The following is a 14,347-nucleotide window of genomic DNA, read 5'->3' on the forward strand; positions in this document are numbered from 1 at the left end:
GCGAAGCCCCGGATGTCACAGGTGAGGTGGGGAGAGGGCCCGGGTCGAGTGCCGCACCACGAGGCCGGTGTCGAGGGTGACGTGGGTGCGCTCGACCGCGTCGCCGTTGATCAGCGCGATGAGCATGCTGATCGCCCGGTGGCCCATCTCGCGGATCGGCTGGTCCACAGTGGTCAGTGGCGGGCTGCAGAGCGCGGACTCGGGGACGTTGTCGAAGCCCACGACGGAAAGGTCGTCGGGCACCGAAAGCCCCAGCTCGCGGGCCGCGCCGACGGTCGCGATGGCCGAGATGTCGTTCGCGGCGAACACCGCGGTCGGCCGGTCCGGCCCGGTCAGCAGGTCGTGCGCGGAGGCCGCGGAGACCTCCGGGTCGTAGGCGCCGATCCGGACCAGGTTCTCGTCGGCCGGCACGCCCGCGGCTTCCAGCGCCCGCAGGTAGCCCGCCTTGCGCAGTGTCGCCGATTCGAGGTCGGGGCGGCCGGAGAGGAACGCGATCCGGCGGTGCCCGAGTTCCAGGAGGTGCTCGGTGGCGAGCTGCGCGCCGCGGAGGTTGTCGGAGTCGATGGTCGGCAGGTGCGACGGGCCGGTGTGCGGGTCGACCGCGACGACCGGCGTGCCGGGCACGGCTTCCAGCGAAACGGCGGGCGTGACCAGCACGGCGCCGTCGACGAGGGTGCCGGACAGGCGGGAGAGGTAGCGCTTCTCCCAGCCGGCCGGGTCGCCGGTGCGTCCGCCCGCGGAGTAGACGACGAGCTCGAAACCGCTGCCGCGGATGGCGTCCGCGGCTCCCTTGAGCAGCTCGGTCGAGAACGGTTCGAGGTCGGCGACCAGGATGCCGATGACGTTCGTCCGGTGGTTTCTCAGGCTCTGCGCCACGAGGCTCGCCTCGTAGCCCAGCTCGTCGATCACCGCTCGGACACGCGCGAGCGTCGCGGCGGAGACGCCGTAGCGCTCGTTGATGACTTTGGAAACCGTGGCCACCGAGACGCCGGCGCGGGCCGCGACGTCACGGATGGTCACCCTGGAACTGGGCTGCATCGGCTCAGACTAGCCATGTAAAACGTTATCGACAACGATTGACATCCGATTTGCCCCGGAGCAAACTCTTCGCCAACCCGGGCGCAGTCGCGCCCCGTCCAACTCGGCCGAAGTCGTCAGGAGTGGACCCACGATGTTCGCGAAGCACAGAATCCCCGTTCTCGCGGCCTTGGCAGCCGTCCTCCCGCTCGCCCTTTCGGCGTGCAGCGGGGGGAGCGACGCGCCCGCGCAGCCGAGCGGGCCGGTCACCCTCACCTGGTGGCACAACGGCACCACCGATCCGATCAAGTCGATCTGGGAGAAGGTCGTCGCCGACTACCACCAGGCGCACCCGGACGTCACGATCAAGGCCCAGCCGCTGCAGAACGAGGACTTCCCGACGAAGGTCCCGCTCGCGCTGCAGGGGGCCGAGCCGCCGGACGTCTACCAGTCCTGGGGCGCCGGAGACCTGGCCTCGCAGATCACCTCGGGCAAGGTCGCCGACATCACCGACGCCACGAAGCCGTGGATCACCCAGACCACCGGCAAGTTCGGGGAGAACTGGCAGGTCGACGGCAAGCAGTACGGCGTGCCGTTCGAACAGCACTTCGTCGGCTTCTGGTACCGCAAGGACCTCTTCCAGCAGGCGGGGATCACCACCCCGCCGAAGACGATGGACGAGCTGAACGCCGCGGTCACGCAGCTGAAGGCCAAGAACATCGCGCCGATCTCGGTCGGCGGTAAGGACCGCTGGCCGGACGCCTTCTACTTCAACTACTTCGCGATCCGCGAGTGCTCGGTCGACGTGCTCAAGCAGTCGGTGAAGGCGGTCAAGCTCGAAGACCCGTGCTGGACGAAGGCCGGGCAGGACCTGAAGAACTTCCTGGCCACACAACCGTTCCAGACCGGGTTCGCGGGCACGCCCGCCCAGCAGGGCGCGGGCAGCTCGGCCGGCCTGGTCGCCAACGGCAAGGCCGCGATGGAACTGCAGGGCGACTGGGAGCCCGGCACGATGTCGGCGCTGACCGACGACAAGCAGCTGGATTCGAAGGTCGGCTGGTTCCCGTTCCCGGCCGTGACGGGCGGGCAGGGCGACCCGGCGGCGGTGCTCGGCGGCGGTGACGGGTTCGCCTGCACCACCCGCGCGTCGAAGGCGTGCGCGGACTTCCTGCAGTACCTGGGCAGCGAGCCGGTGCAGACGCAGCTCGCCGCGCAGGGAGCCGGCCTGCCCGTCAACACCGTCGCCGCGAAGGCGCTGAAGACCGACACGCTGAAGGCCGTCTACGACTACGGCACGAAGGCGCCGTACCTGCAGATGTACTTCGACCGGGCGTTCCCGACCGCGGTCGGCGCCGCGCTGAACGACGCGGTGGCGAACATGTTCGCCGGCCAGGGCACCCCCGAAGGCATCGTGGCCGCCGTCAACCAGGCCGCGGCGGGCAACAAGTGACCACGGCGACGAAGCCGGTGCGGACGGCGAACCGGCCGTCCGCACCGGCTCCGGGCCGCCGCGCGAAGCGGTCCGGTCTCGGCAAACGGCTCGAGCTGGCGCTCCTGCTCGGGCCCGCCCTGCTGCTGTTCGCGGGGTTCGTCCTGGTGCCGATCGGGATCGCGGCCTTCTACAGCCTGTTCAAGTGGAACGGCTTCGGCCCGCTCGACAAGTTCATCGGTTTCGACAACTACGCCGACGCCTTCAGCGGGTCGGTGTTCCAGAGCGCCATCGTGCACAACCTGATCATCGCGGGACTGTCGATCGTGGTTCAGCTGCCGCTGTCGATCGGGCTGGCGATGCTGCTCAACCGGAAGCTGCGCGGCCGGGCGGTGCTGCGCGCACTGGTGTTCGCGCCGTACGTGCTGTCCGAGGCGATCACCGCGGTGATCTGGGTGCTCATGCTGCAGCCCAACGGCTTCGCCGACCAGGTGCTCAAGGGCGCCGGGCTCGGCGGCCTGATCCACAACTGGCTGGCCGACCCGGGCATCGTGCTCTACACGCTGTTCGCGGTGATCACCTGGAAGTACATCGGCTTCGGCATCATCCTGCTGCTGGCCGGCCTGCAAGGCGTGCCCGCGGAGCTGCGCGAAGCCGCCGCGCTCGACGGCGCGTCGGCCTGGCAGACGACCCGTCACGTCGTGCTGCCGCTGCTCGGGCCGACCATCCGGATCTGGATCTTCCTCTCGGTGATCGGCTCGCTCCAGCTGTTCGACGTCGCCTGGATCATGACGACGGGCGGTCCGGCGAACGCGTCGACGACGATGGCGACCTACCTGGTCGACCACGGCTTCAAGCGCTACGAATTCGGGTTCGGTTCCGCGGTGGCGGTGATCCTGTTCGTCATCTGCTTCGTGTTCGCCCTGCTGTACCAGCGGTTCGCGCTCCGCCGCGACACCCAGGGTGCCCTGACGAGGATGGTGGGCTGATGCGTTCACGCCGGTTCGGCCTGTCGGTGGGCTACCTCGCGGCGATCGTCGTGCTCGGGGTGACCGTCGTGCCGCTGCTGTTCGTCGTGCTCGGCGGGTTCCGCAGCAACGCCCAGCTCAACAACGACCCGGCCGGGCTGCCCGGCCCGTGGATCTCGGACAACTACGCCTCGGTCCTCGGCTCGAGCGCGTTCTGGACGTTCCTCGGCAACAGCGCGCTGATCGCCGTGATCGCCACCGCGGTCGCCGTCGGCCTGGGCTCGATGGCCGGGTACGCGCTGTCGCGGTACCAGTTCAAGGGCCGCGAAGGCCTGTACACCCTGTTCACCCTCGGCCTGCTGTTCCCGCTTACCGTGGCGACGCTGCCGTTGTACCTGTGGCTGCGCCAGCTGGGCATGCTCGAGAGCTTCTGGGGCGTGGCGATCCCGGAGGCGGCGTTCTCGCTGCCGGTGACGATCGTGATCCTGCGGCCGTTCATGCACGCCATCCCGGGTGAGATCGAGGACGCGGCCGTGCTCGACGGAGCCAGCCGGCTGGGCTTCTTCTGGCGGATCCTGCTGCCGCTGTCGACACCCGCGCTGACCACGGTCGGCGTGCTCGCCTTCGTCACCAGCTGGAACGCCTACCTGCTGCCGCTGCTCGTGTTCAACGACTCCGCGCACTTCACGCTCCCGCTCGGCGTCGCGACGTTCCAGTCGCAGTACTCCCAGGACACCGCCCGCGTGCTCGCGTTCACCGCGCTGTCGATGATCCCGGCGCTCGCGTTCTTCGTGCTCGCCGAACGGCGCATCGTCGGCGGGCTGACCGGATCCGTGAAGGGCTGACTCAGGAGGTCTCCCGTGCCGTCCGAGGTCCACCGCCGTACCTTTCTGCAGTTGCTCGCGCTGGCCGGGGCCGGTTCGGCCGCCCTGCCGGGACTCGCCGAAGCCGGGACCGGATTCCCGTTGGTGTCGCGGGGAAAGGCCGCGACGATCGTGGTCGCCCCCGGCGATCTGCCGGGGGTCCGCCGGGTCGCCGGGGACCTGGCCGCCGACGTCGAACGCGTCACGGGCGTCCGCCCGGCCGTGTCCGATGTGGTGCCGGAGCACGGGCCCGTGGTGCTGGTCGGCACCCTCGGGCACAGCCCGCTGGTCGACGACCTGGTGCGGGCCGGGCGCCTGGACGTCCGGGACATCGCCGGGAAGTGGGAGACGTCGCTGAGCCAGGTCGTCGACGGGCGGCTCGTGCTCACCGGCAGCGATCAGCGCGGTGTGATCTACGGCGTCTACGAGGTTTCGCGGCGGATCGGTGTTTCGCCGTGGTACTGGTGGGCCGACGTCCCGCCGCGGCGGCAGGCCGAGCTGCACCTCCCGGGCGAGCGCTTCAGCTTGGGCACCCCGTACGTCAAGTACCGCGGGTTCTTCGTCAACGACGAGAACCCGGCGCTCGGCACCTGGGCTCCGGAGTACTTCGGGCCGGGCCACGCACCGGGCTTCCCCAACGGTTTCAACCACCTCTTCTACGCGAAGGTGTTCGAAACCATGCTGCGGCTGCGCGCCAACTACCTGTGGCCGGCGGTGTGGGGGCGGGCGTTCGCCGAGGACGACCCGCTCAACCACGCGACGGCCAAGGAGTACGGCGTCGTCATGGGTACCTCGCACGAGGCACCGATGATGCGCGGCATCGAGGAGTGGAACCGGCACGCGACCCCCGGGCACGACCCCTACGGCGGCACGGGGGAGTGGAGCTTCCGCCGCAACGGCGAAGCGATCAAGGCCTACTGGACCGACGGCATCCGCCGGATGGCCCGCGAGGGCTTCGAAGGCGTCGTCACGCTCGGCATGCGCGGCAACGGCGACGTCAGCCTGCCCGACGGCGACGGCATCGAGCTGATGGCGGAGATCCTCGCGGCCGAGCGGGACATCCTCGCGCGCGAGCTGAGCACCGACGTCCCGCAGGTGTGGACGCTCTACAAGGAGGTCCAGCGGTACTGGGTCAAGGGCCTGCGGCCGCCGGACGACGTCATCGTCGTGTTCACCGACGACAACTGGGGCAACATCCGCAAGCACCCGGACCTCTCGCTGCCGCCGCACCCGGGCGGGTACGGGCTCTACTACCACTTCGACTACGTCGGCGGCGGGCGCAACTACAAGTGGGTCGACACCGCGCTGATCGCGAACACGTGGGAGCAGCTGAACCAGGCCACCGCCTACGGGAACGACCGGCTGTGGGTGGCGAACGTCGGGGACATGAAGGGCAACGAGCTGCCGCTGCAGTTCTTCCTCGACTACGCCTGGAACCCCGCGGCGTGGCCGGCCGAACGACTGTCCACCTGGGAGCGCGAGTTCGCCGCGCTCAACTTCGGCCCCGCGCTGGCGGGCGAGATCGCCGGGGTGCTGCACGACTACGGGCGGCTGCAGTCGCGGCGGAAGCCGGAGCTGCTGAACCGGCGGATCACCCTGGCCGCAGACGGCACGATCACCTACGACGACCAGGCGACGCCGTTCAGCCTGGTGAACTACGGCGAGCTGGACCGGGTCACGGCGGAGTGGCAGGACCTGGGGGCGCGGGCGGCCCGCCTTTCCCCGCGGGTGCCCGCGGCCTACCGGGACGCCTTCTACGAACTGGTGCTGTACGAAGTCCAGGCCTCGGCGAACCTGTACGCGCTGCGGCGCGCGGAGTTCACCAACCTGCTGTACGTGACCCAGGGGCGGGCTTCGGCGAACGGGCTCGCCGCCGTCACCGAGGCGCGGTTCGCCGACGACCTGGCGCTGGCGGAGAAGTACAACACCGGCGTCGCGGGCGGGAAGTGGAAGGGCTTCCAGACCCAGCCGCACATCGACTACGGCGACGTCGAGCGGTACGGCCCGAACGCGCCGTGGCAGCAGCCGGAGCTGAACAACGTGGCCCTGCCGGACGTGATCTTCCCGGCGGTGCGCCGCCTCGACGTCCCCGCCGCGGCTTCGCTGGGGGTCGCGGTCGACGGGGCCGCCGAGGCGTGGCCGGGAGCGGCCGGCCGGCCGGCGCTGCCGGAGTTCAGCCCGTGGCAAAGCGCGCCGGCGCAGTACATCGACGTCTTCAACCGCGGCCGGACGCCGTTCCGCTGCACGGTCACCCCGGGCGCGCCGTGGGTGCGGGTCGAGCCGCGCGGCGGGCGGGTGGAGGAGGAGCTGCGGATGACGGTGCGGATCGACTGGGCCCGAGCGCCCCGCGGGACGACGACGGTGCCGATCACGGTGTCCGGCGCCGGTTCGTCGGTGGTGGTGGACGCGGTGGTGCGGCACCGCGACCTGCCGGCGCCGTGGCGGCGCGGGTTCGTCGAAGCGGGCGGGTACGTGTCGGTGGAAGCCCCGCACTGCAGCGCGAACGTCGCTGTCGAGGGGACGTCGTGGCGGCGCGTCCCGGACCTGGGGATGACGCCGTTCCCGGTGACGTCGGCGAGCCGGAACCCGGGAGCGGGCCCGCGGCTGGAGTACCGGATGACGCTGTTCACGGCGGGCCCGGTCACGGTGTGGGCGTACCTTTCGCCACGCAACAACGTGCTGGCGGGGGACGGGCTGCGCTACGCGGTCTCGTTCGACGACGCGGAGCCGCAGGTCGTGAACATCACGAAGGCCACGGGCGCGGACGACACGTCGATGAACCGGCAGTGGGAGCGGACGACGTCGGACAACGTGAACCTGACGTCGACGGGCCACGTGGTGGGGGCGGCGGGCCCGCACGTGCTGAAGTTCTGGATGGTGGACCCGGCGGTGGTGCTGCAGAAGCTGGTGGTGGACACCGGCGGGCTGCGGCCGAGCTACCTGGGGCCGCCGGAGAGCATGCGGTGGCCGGGATGAGCGGAGCCGCGCAAGACCGTGGCGGGGCCGCCGGTGCTGTCGCGTCTCGCCCGGCCCCGCGTCACTTTCACGGAAAAGTGCCGCGACAGGGCTGGGGGTCCCCGCAGGTCGGCCGCTACCTCCGGCCGACCGGAAGGGCCTCGCTCGGCCGGTGCGCCGGGGTCGCCGTGCTCTGCCGGACCACCAGGCTCGTCGCCAGCTCCACCCGGTGGCTCTCCGGGTGCACCCCGCGCGCCAGCGAAATCGCCAACCTCGCGCCCGCCGCGGCCATCTCCTGCAGGGGCTGGCGGATCGTCGTCAGCTCCGGGGTCAGCCAGCGGGCGATCGGCAGGTCGTCGAAGCCGACCACGCTCAGGTCGTCCGGGATGCGCAGCCCGGCGCCGCGGGCGGCCTCGTACACGCCGAGAGCCTGCAGGTCACTGCCCGCGAACACCGCCGTCGGCGGGTCGGGGAGGGTGAGCAGCGATGCCAGCTCGCGATAACCCGAGCGGACGTGGAAGTCGCCGCGGCGGACCAGGGCCGGGTCGAACGCCAGGCCCGCCGTCTCCAGGGCCGTGCGGTAGCCGTCGATCCTCGCCCGGCTGCACAGCACGCCTTCCGGTCCGCCGATCATCGCGATGCGGCGGTGACCCAGGTCCACCAGGTGCCGGGTCGCGGTCAGGCCGCCCTGCCAGTTCGTGGCCCCGATCGAGGGCGTCTCCGGGCCCGGCGCGCCGGCCGGGTCGACCACGACCAGCGGGATGTCGCGGGCGCGCAGCTTGGCCAGCTGCCCGCCGGTGAAGTCCGAGCACACCGAAACGATGCCGACCGGGCGGCGGGCGAGGACGCTCTCCAGCCAGCTCTGGCCGGGGGTGTGCCGCCCGGACGATTCCGCGAGCACGACCGCCATTCCGTTTTCGCGGGCGACGCACTCGACCCCGCGGATGATTTCGAGTGCCCACGTGCTTTCGAGTTCGTGGAACATCAGTTCCAGCAATCGCGAACGGCGGGACCGTTCGTCAGCCCGGCGGCGGTAACCGTATTTACCGATGACCGCTTCCACCCGGGCCCGGGTGCTTTCGGCGACGTCGGGCCGACCGTTCAGGACTTTCGAAACAGTCGGCACGGAAACACCGGTCTCGGCGGCGATCCGGGCGATCGTGACCCGGGACGCGGTCGGCTCGAGATCCTCGGACTTCGTTGTCATGGAGGAGATTCTAGGTCATCGAAACCTGATTTGAAACGCCTCGAAACTTTCGGTTCGCCATTGTCGATGGAAGGGTGAAGATGCTGAGAAGAATTCCGAAGAAACGCGCCGTGCTGGTGCTCGCGGCCGTCGCCGGTATCGCGGCGTGGCAGGCGCCTGCCGCGTCCGCGTCGGTTCCGCTGCAATACAGCACGAACCGCTACGTCGGGAGCGCGGTGGCCGCGTCCTACCTGGCGGCGGAACCCGATTACCGTGCCGTGCTCACCCGCGAATTCGACAACGTCACCCCCGAGAACGAGATGAAGTGGGGGACCGTCGAAGCCGTCCGCGGGCAGTACGACTGGTCGGGCGCCGACGCGATCGTCCGGTACGCCCAGCAGCACCACAAGACCGTCCGCGGGCACACGCTCGTCTGGCACTCGCAGCTCCCGGACTGGGTCGCCGCGCTGCCGGCCGACGAGCTCCGCCGCGTCCTCAAGGACCACATCACCACGGAAGTCAAGCGCTACCAGGGAAAGGTCCGCGCCTGGGACGTCGTCAACGAGCTGTTCAACGAGGACGGCACCCGGCGTGACACCGTCTTCCGGCAGAAGCTCGGCGACGGCTTCGTCGCCGACGTCTTCCGGTGGGCGCACGCGGCCGACCCGAAGGCGACGCTCTACATCAACGACTACAACATCGAAGGCCGCAACCCGAAGAGCGACGCCGTGTACGACCTGGTGAAGACCCTGCGGCGGCAGGGCGTGCCGATCGGCGGCGTCGGGATCCAGGGGCACCTGTCGATCCAGTACGGCTTCCCGGCCGAGTACCGCGCCAACCTGGCCCGGCTGGCGAAGCTGGGCGTGGACGTCGCGATCACCGAGGCGGACGTCCGCATCCCGACCCCGCCCGACGCGGCGAAGCTGGCCACCCAGGCGAGCTACTTCGGCCGGCTGTGGGACGGCTGCCAGGCGGTCCGCCGCTGCGTCGAGTTCACGACGTGGGGCTTCACCGACCGGCACTCTTGGGTGCCGGACGTGTTCCCCGGCGAGGGGGCGGCCTGCCTCTTCGACGAGGACCTGCGCCCGAAGCCGGCCTACACCCGCATCAACCCCTGACCGGACCGGGGCGCAGGCCCCGGGCGGCCAGGTCCGCGAGGAGGCGGGGCACCGCCTCGACGGTGGCCGGGCGGCCTTCGTGCAGCAGCACGACCCCGCCCGGCTCCACCGCCGAAGCCGCCGTGACGATCTCGCCGGTGGACGCGCCGGCCCAGTCGCGGGTGTCGACGCTCCACAGCACCTCGGTAAGCCCCTGCGCGGCGACGAGCGAAGCCACGTCGGGGCCGGTGTCGCCGTAGGGCGGCCGGAACAGCACCGGGCGGACGCCGGTGAGCGCCGCCAGGAGATCCTGCGTCCGGCGGACCTCCCGGTCGCGGCTCGCGGCGTCGAGGGTGGTGAGCCGCGGGTGCGTCCACGTGTGGTTGCCGATCGCGTGGCCCGCGGCCGCGATCGCCCGCACCAGGTCCGGGTGCGCCGCGGCGTGCTCACCCCAGAGGAAGAACGTCGCCCGTACGCCGCCGAGGGCCGCCAGCAGAGCCGGCGTGGTCGACGGGTACGGGCCGTCGTCGAAGGTCAGCGCGACTGCGTCCACCCGGACAAGGTCACCCGGCGCGGCCGCGGGGGCAAGGACTTTCGGCGGGGTTTCGTCAGCGGGCCAGCGCCGCGAGCCGCTTCGGGGTCGGCCAGCGGACGTTCCACGCCCAGCCGAGCTTCTCGAACGCCCAGATCACCCGCGCGGAGATGTCGATCTGGCCGCGCTGGGCGCCGTGGCGGGCCGACGTCGGGTCCGCGTGGTGGGTGTTGTGCCAGGACTCGCCCATCGACAGGATCGCCAGCGGCCAGAAGTTCGCCGAGCGGTCGCGGCTGGCGAACGGGCGCTCGCCGATCATGTGGCAGATCGAGTTCACCGACCACGTCACGTGGTGCTGGAACGAGATCCGCGCCAGGCCGGCCCAGAGGAACGCGGTCAGCGCGCCCCACCAGGAGAGCGTGATCAGGCCGCCGAGCAGCGGCGGGATCAGCAGGCTCAGCACGACCCACAGCGGGAAGAGCCGGTCGACGACGCGCAGGTCGCGGTCGGCGGCGAGGTCCGGGGCGAACCGCTCGACGTTGGTCTTGTCCCGGCCGAACAGCCAGCCCATGTGGGCGTGCCAGAACCCGCGGGCCAGCGCCACCGGGGAGGTGCCGAACAGCCACGGGGAGTGCGGGTCGCCCTCGCGGTCGGAGAAGGCGTGGTGGCGGCGGTGGTCGGCGACCCAGCCGATCACCGGGCCCTGCGCCGCGAGGCCGCCGGCGATGGCCAGGGCGATCCGCAGCGCCCGCTTCGCGCGGAACGCGCCGTGGGTGAAGTACCGGTGGTAGCCGACGGTCACGCCGAGTGTCGAGACCACGAAGAACGCGCCGCCGATGGTGAGGTCCAGCCAGCTGACGCCCCAGCCCCAGAACACCGGGACGGCGGCGGCCAGCGCGAGGAACGGGACCAGCAGAAACGTGCGGATGGTGATCAGCTCGGCGACGCTCTGGCGGCCGCTGAGCACGGGTTTGGGTATCGGGCGGGGAGCCTTCACGGAGGCGGTCATGCACTACTCGATTCGAGGATCTCGCCGCGCGGGACCTGGTCCTCGCGCGGGGGCCGGGGAGCGGGATCACCCGGCGGTCTGCGGTCTGGGGTGGTGGCCGGGCGTGTCGCCGCTCCTGCCGGCGATCGGCCCCGGTGGTCATCGCGGCATCGCCGCCGCCGGGGCTGCCACACCCGGAACCGGACGGCGACCGGTGGCCGCGGGCCGGGCGTGGGAAGGGCTCCCGGCACCCCATACGTTACCGGACTGTTGTGAATCCGCAGTGTGGCCGCGCACGAAGAAGGCCCCCGCCCGGAACGGGCGAGGGCCTTCAGGTGCCTCGTGGCTCAGATGACGCTTACGCGCTGGGCCTGCGGGCCCTTCTGGCCCTGACCGATTTCGAACTCGACGCGCTGACCCTCGTCGAGCGACTTGAAGCCGGTGCCCTGGATCTCGGAGTAGTGGACGAACACGTCCGGACCCCCGCCGTCCTGGGCGATGAAGCCGAAGCCCTTTTCACCGTTGAACCACTTGACACTGCCCTGAGCCATACCAATACCTACTCTTTGTTAGTGAGCCGGAGCGTCCCGTTCGGACGTCCCGGTCTCGTCCCTATTCTCGCACTACTCCCCGTACCCGGGTCAAACCCCCCAGTCGGGTCGCAGCGGCAGACCCATCCCGCCGGCACTGTCGGTGCGGACTCCGAGCACCTGGTGCAGCTCGATCTCCCGCCGTTCGAACGCCAGCCGGCAGGCCGCGAGGTAGAGCGCCCAGACGCGGCTGCGCCCGGCGCCGGCCTCGCCGACCGCCTCGTCCCAGTGCTCGTCGAGGTTCTCGCACCAGCCGGCCAGCGTCAACGCGTAGTGCTCCCGCAGGTTCTCCGAGTGCCGCACCTCCAGGCCGCTGTCGTGCATCGCCGTGACGATCTCACCAGGGGCTTCGAGCTCGCCGTCCGGGAAGACGTACCGGTCGATGAACCCGCGCGAGCGGTGGGCGACGCTGGTGTCCGGGTTGGTGATGCAGTGGTTGAGCAGCCGTCCGTGCGGCTTGAGCTTGCCGGCGAGGAAGCGGAAGTAGCCGGGCACGTTGCGCGCCCCGATGTGCTCGGTCAGGCCGATCGACGAGATCGCGTCGAACCCCGTTTCGGTGACGTCGCGGTAGTCGAGGTGGCGGATTTCGGCGCGGTCGGCGAGGCCGAGGGCGACGATGTTCTTCTGCGCCCACTGCGCTTGTTCACGCGAAAGTGTGACACCGAGGGCCTCGACGCCGTAGTGCCGGACGGCGTGCGCGACCATGCCGCCCCAGCCGCAGCCGACGTCGAGCAGCCGCATGCCGGGCTTGAGGCCCAGCTTGCGGCAGACGAGGTCGAACTTGTTCGCCTGCGCCTCCTCCAGCGTCGCGTCCGCGGTCGGGAACACCGCGCAGGTGTAGGCCATCGACGGGCCGAGGACGAGCTCGTAGAAGCGGTTGGAGACGTCGTAGTGGCTGGCGATGGCCTCGCTGTCGCGCTCCTTCGAGTGCCGGAGCGCGGTCAGCCCGCGGCGGAACCGGCTCGGGTGCTCCTCGGCGGGCGGTTTGACCAGCCGCAGGTGGCCAGGGCCGAGCTTGCGCAGCAGCCACAGCCGGTCGGCCGCGGTGAGCTGGTCGACCTGGGCCGACAGCGCGTGCAGCGCCGTGTAGAGGTCGCCGGTGACGTCCAGCGCGCCGGCGACGTACGCGCGGGCCAGGCCGAGGTCGCCGGGGGAGGACATCAGGTAGTCGAGCGCGAGCGGAGAGCGCACCTGGATGGCCACGGGGGCGTCGGCCGGGCCGCTGCTGCTGCCGTCGTAGGCGGTGATCGACACGGTGGCGCGGGGGCCGAGCAGCCGCTCGAAGACCTCGCCGACCGTGGTGCTTGCCTGGGTCACTTTCGTTCCTTTCACCGGCGGCGGACGCATTTTTCGTAGAGACCGAGCAGCCGCTCGCGCGGATCGTAGGTCCGCTTGAGCTCGGCGTAGGCGTCGCCGTTGTAGAGCCGCCAGAACTCGTCTTCGGAGTAGAAGCTGTCCGAATAGAGCGACTTGTGCCCACCGAGCCGGGTGACTTCGGCCTCGATCATCCGGTTGTGCACGCCGTCGCGTTCGCCGGGCTCCAGCGGCACCGCCGACCAGAACCCGAAGTTGACGTAGAGCTCGGCGGGGTCGAGTTCGTAGAGCGGCCAGCGCACGCCGCCGGGGCGCTGCCGGAGCGGGCAGATCCAGACCGGGCTGATCGGGATCTCCCGCTCGAAGAACTCGAGGAACTCCGCCGCGCGGGCGAGTGGCACCTCGATGTCCTGCACGATGGTCTCCTCGGGCGGCAGGCGCCGGAGCTTGAGCAGCCGTTCGGCGATCTTGAACCGGCGGTCGAGCGCGACGGCCTTCCAGTAGACCGACGAGCGGAGCAGCCGGCGCCCCAGCAGCAGCCGCGGCAGCCGGTGCTGGACGCCGAACGCGCGCGAGCACCAGAACCAGTCGGTGTCCCAGCGCCACAGGTAGTCCCGGACGGTGAGGTGGTCGGTCTCGCGCCGCTGGATGGACCGGTAGTAGATGTCCAGCCAGGTGTAGTCGCTGGTCGCGGGCGCGGAGTCGGTGAAGGTGCCGAGCGTCAGGTAGAGCTCGTCCGGGCCGAAGACCGTGCCGTCGACGAAGTCCTGCTCGCCGCTCTCGCAGACTTCGCCGAGCGCGCTGAAGAACGTGTCCCGGTCGTGGTAGCGGACGTGGCGGAGCTCGACGAACGGCTTGACCGGCTCGAGCAGGATCCGCAGCCGCAGCGCGTAGCCGAGGGTGCCGTAGGAGTTGGGGAAGCCGTGGAACAGGGCCTGGTGCTCGTTGTCCGGCGTGGCGAGGACGATCCGCCCGTCGCCGGTGAGGATCTCGAGCTCGAGCACCGATTCGTGCGGCATGCCGTTGCGGAACGACGAGGACTCGATGCCGAGCCCGGTGACCGCGCCGCCGAGGGTGATGGTCTTGAGCTGCGGCACGACCAGCGGCATCAGCCCGTGGGGCAGCGTGGCGTCGACCAGCTGCTCGTAGGTGACCATCCCTTCGACGTCGGCGGTGCGGGTTTCGGGGTCGACGCGCAGCACGTGGCTGAACCCGGCGACGTCCAGTCCCGGGTGGCGGGACGCGGTCCGGGAGCGGAAGAGGTTCGAGGTGCGTTTGGCCAGCCGCACGGTGGCTTCGCCGCTGATCTCGGTGAGCTGCCGGCGCAGGGCGTCGACGCGGGCTTCGTGCTCGGGGAACGCCGGGCCCGGACGGGCTTCGGGCACCCCGGCCTGATCGATGGTCACGC

12 protein-coding genes are annotated in these 14,347 nt (G+C 70.8%); 5 read left to right on the forward strand and 7 right to left on the reverse strand.

Annotated elements, in window-relative coordinates; translation table 11 throughout:
* Window positions 1-15: 15 nt before the first annotated feature.
* Window positions 16-1,020, reverse strand: coding sequence for a LacI family DNA-binding transcriptional regulator (locus ACLJQM_RS20620; protein ID WP_410632413.1), 1,005 nt, complete (start codon window positions 1,018-1,020; stop codon window positions 16-18).
* Window positions 1,021-1,171: 151 nt separating this feature from the next.
* On the opposite strand from ACLJQM_RS20620, the gene ACLJQM_RS20625 reads away from it, so the two are divergent.
* From ACLJQM_RS20625 to ACLJQM_RS20640, 4 genes are read left to right on the forward strand one after another with little or no spacing between them, the layout of a single operon-like run.
* Window positions 1,172-2,467 carry an extracellular solute-binding protein gene (locus ACLJQM_RS20625; RefSeq protein ID WP_360769052.1) on the forward strand — a complete coding sequence of 432 codons (1,296 nt, stop codon included), beginning with the start codon at window positions 1,172-1,174 and terminating at the stop codon, window positions 2,465-2,467.
* Window positions 2,464-3,435: a carbohydrate ABC transporter permease gene (locus tag ACLJQM_RS20630; RefSeq protein ID WP_410632414.1), complete on the forward strand. Its 972-nt coding sequence runs from the start codon at window positions 2,464-2,466 to the stop codon at window positions 3,433-3,435. The genes ACLJQM_RS20625 and ACLJQM_RS20630 overlap by 4 nt, the downstream gene beginning before the upstream one ends.
* Window positions 3,435-4,259, forward strand: a complete 825-nt coding sequence (locus tag ACLJQM_RS20635; RefSeq protein ID WP_360769046.1) for a carbohydrate ABC transporter permease — start codon at window positions 3,435-3,437, stop codon at window positions 4,257-4,259. The genes ACLJQM_RS20630 and ACLJQM_RS20635 overlap by 1 nt, the downstream gene beginning before the upstream one ends.
* Window positions 4,260-4,274: 15 nt before the next feature.
* Complete coding sequence (locus ACLJQM_RS20640; RefSeq protein WP_410632415.1) at window positions 4,275-7,253, forward strand: glycosyl hydrolase 115 family protein; 2,979 nt, start codon at window positions 4,275-4,277, stop codon at window positions 7,251-7,253.
* A 115-nt stretch (window positions 7,254-7,368) separates the two neighbouring features.
* Here ACLJQM_RS20640 and ACLJQM_RS20645 read toward each other — a convergent pair whose 3' ends face one another.
* Window positions 7,369-8,439 (reverse strand): LacI family DNA-binding transcriptional regulator, encoded by a 1,071-nt coding sequence (locus tag ACLJQM_RS20645; protein ID WP_247023569.1) that lies wholly within the window; start codon window positions 8,437-8,439, stop codon window positions 7,369-7,371.
* Window positions 8,440-8,519: 80 nt separating this feature from the next.
* Between ACLJQM_RS20645 and ACLJQM_RS20650 the strand changes: the two genes are divergently transcribed.
* Window positions 8,520-9,536 (forward strand): endo-1,4-beta-xylanase, encoded by a 1,017-nt coding sequence (locus tag ACLJQM_RS20650; RefSeq protein ID WP_410632416.1) that lies wholly within the window; start codon window positions 8,520-8,522, stop codon window positions 9,534-9,536.
* On the opposite strand, the gene ACLJQM_RS20655 is transcribed toward ACLJQM_RS20650, so the two are convergent.
* The 5 genes from ACLJQM_RS20655 to ACLJQM_RS20675 form a co-directional block, all read right to left on the reverse strand.
* Window positions 9,526-10,068, reverse strand: coding sequence for a polysaccharide deacetylase family protein (locus tag ACLJQM_RS20655; protein WP_410632417.1), 543 nt, complete (start codon window positions 10,066-10,068; stop codon window positions 9,526-9,528). The genes ACLJQM_RS20650 and ACLJQM_RS20655 overlap by 11 nt on opposite strands.
* A 55-nt stretch (window positions 10,069-10,123) precedes the next feature.
* A complete protein-coding gene (locus ACLJQM_RS20660) occupies window positions 10,124-11,056 on the reverse strand; it encodes an acyl-CoA desaturase (protein ID WP_247023566.1) in 933 nt (310 codons plus the stop codon).
* 326 nt (window positions 11,057-11,382) lie between these two features.
* Window positions 11,383-11,586 carry a cold-shock protein gene (locus ACLJQM_RS20665; RefSeq protein WP_086680104.1) on the reverse strand — a complete coding sequence of 68 codons (204 nt, stop codon included), beginning with the start codon at window positions 11,584-11,586 and terminating at the stop codon, window positions 11,383-11,385.
* 90 nt (window positions 11,587-11,676) lie between these two features.
* Window positions 11,677-12,972 (reverse strand): class I SAM-dependent methyltransferase, encoded by a 1,296-nt coding sequence (locus tag ACLJQM_RS20670; RefSeq protein ID WP_396126802.1) that lies wholly within the window; start codon window positions 12,970-12,972, stop codon window positions 11,677-11,679.
* A complete protein-coding gene (locus tag ACLJQM_RS20675) occupies window positions 12,954-14,345 on the reverse strand; it encodes an FAD-binding oxidoreductase (RefSeq protein WP_247023564.1) in 1,392 nt (463 codons plus the stop codon). The genes ACLJQM_RS20670 and ACLJQM_RS20675 overlap by 19 nt, the downstream gene beginning before the upstream one ends.
* Window positions 14,346-14,347: the final 2 nt, after the last annotated feature.

It is taken from the genome of Amycolatopsis sp. cmx-4-83 (genome assembly GCF_046548815.1).
Lineage (GTDB): Bacteria > Actinomycetota > Actinomycetes > Mycobacteriales > Pseudonocardiaceae > Amycolatopsis > Amycolatopsis pretoriensis_A.

What these genes read in the sequence shown, in the direction of transcription:
- ACLJQM_RS20625 (WP_360769052.1), top strand. Translation starts at nt 1,172, where the DNA reads ATGTTCGCGAAGCACAGAATCCCCGTTCTCGCGGCCTTGGCAGCCGTC.
- ACLJQM_RS20660 (WP_247023566.1), bottom strand. Translation starts at nt 11,056, where the DNA reads ATGACCGCCTCCGTGAAGGCTCCCCGCCCGATACCCAAACCCGTGCTC.
- ACLJQM_RS20650 (WP_410632416.1), top strand. Translation starts at nt 8,520, where the DNA reads ATGCTGAGAAGAATTCCGAAGAAACGCGCCGTGCTGGTGCTCGCGGCC.
- ACLJQM_RS20635 (WP_360769046.1), top strand. Translation starts at nt 3,435, where the DNA reads ATGCGTTCACGCCGGTTCGGCCTGTCGGTGGGCTACCTCGCGGCGATC.
- ACLJQM_RS20670 (WP_396126802.1), bottom strand. Translation starts at nt 12,972, where the DNA reads ATGCGTCCGCCGCCGGTGAAAGGAACGAAAGTGACCCAGGCAAGCACC.
- ACLJQM_RS20645 (WP_247023569.1), bottom strand. Translation starts at nt 8,439, where the DNA reads ATGACAACGAAGTCCGAGGATCTCGAGCCGACCGCGTCCCGGGTCACG.
- ACLJQM_RS20665 (WP_086680104.1), bottom strand. Translation starts at nt 11,586, where the DNA reads ATGGCTCAGGGCAGTGTCAAGTGGTTCAACGGTGAAAAGGGCTTCGGC.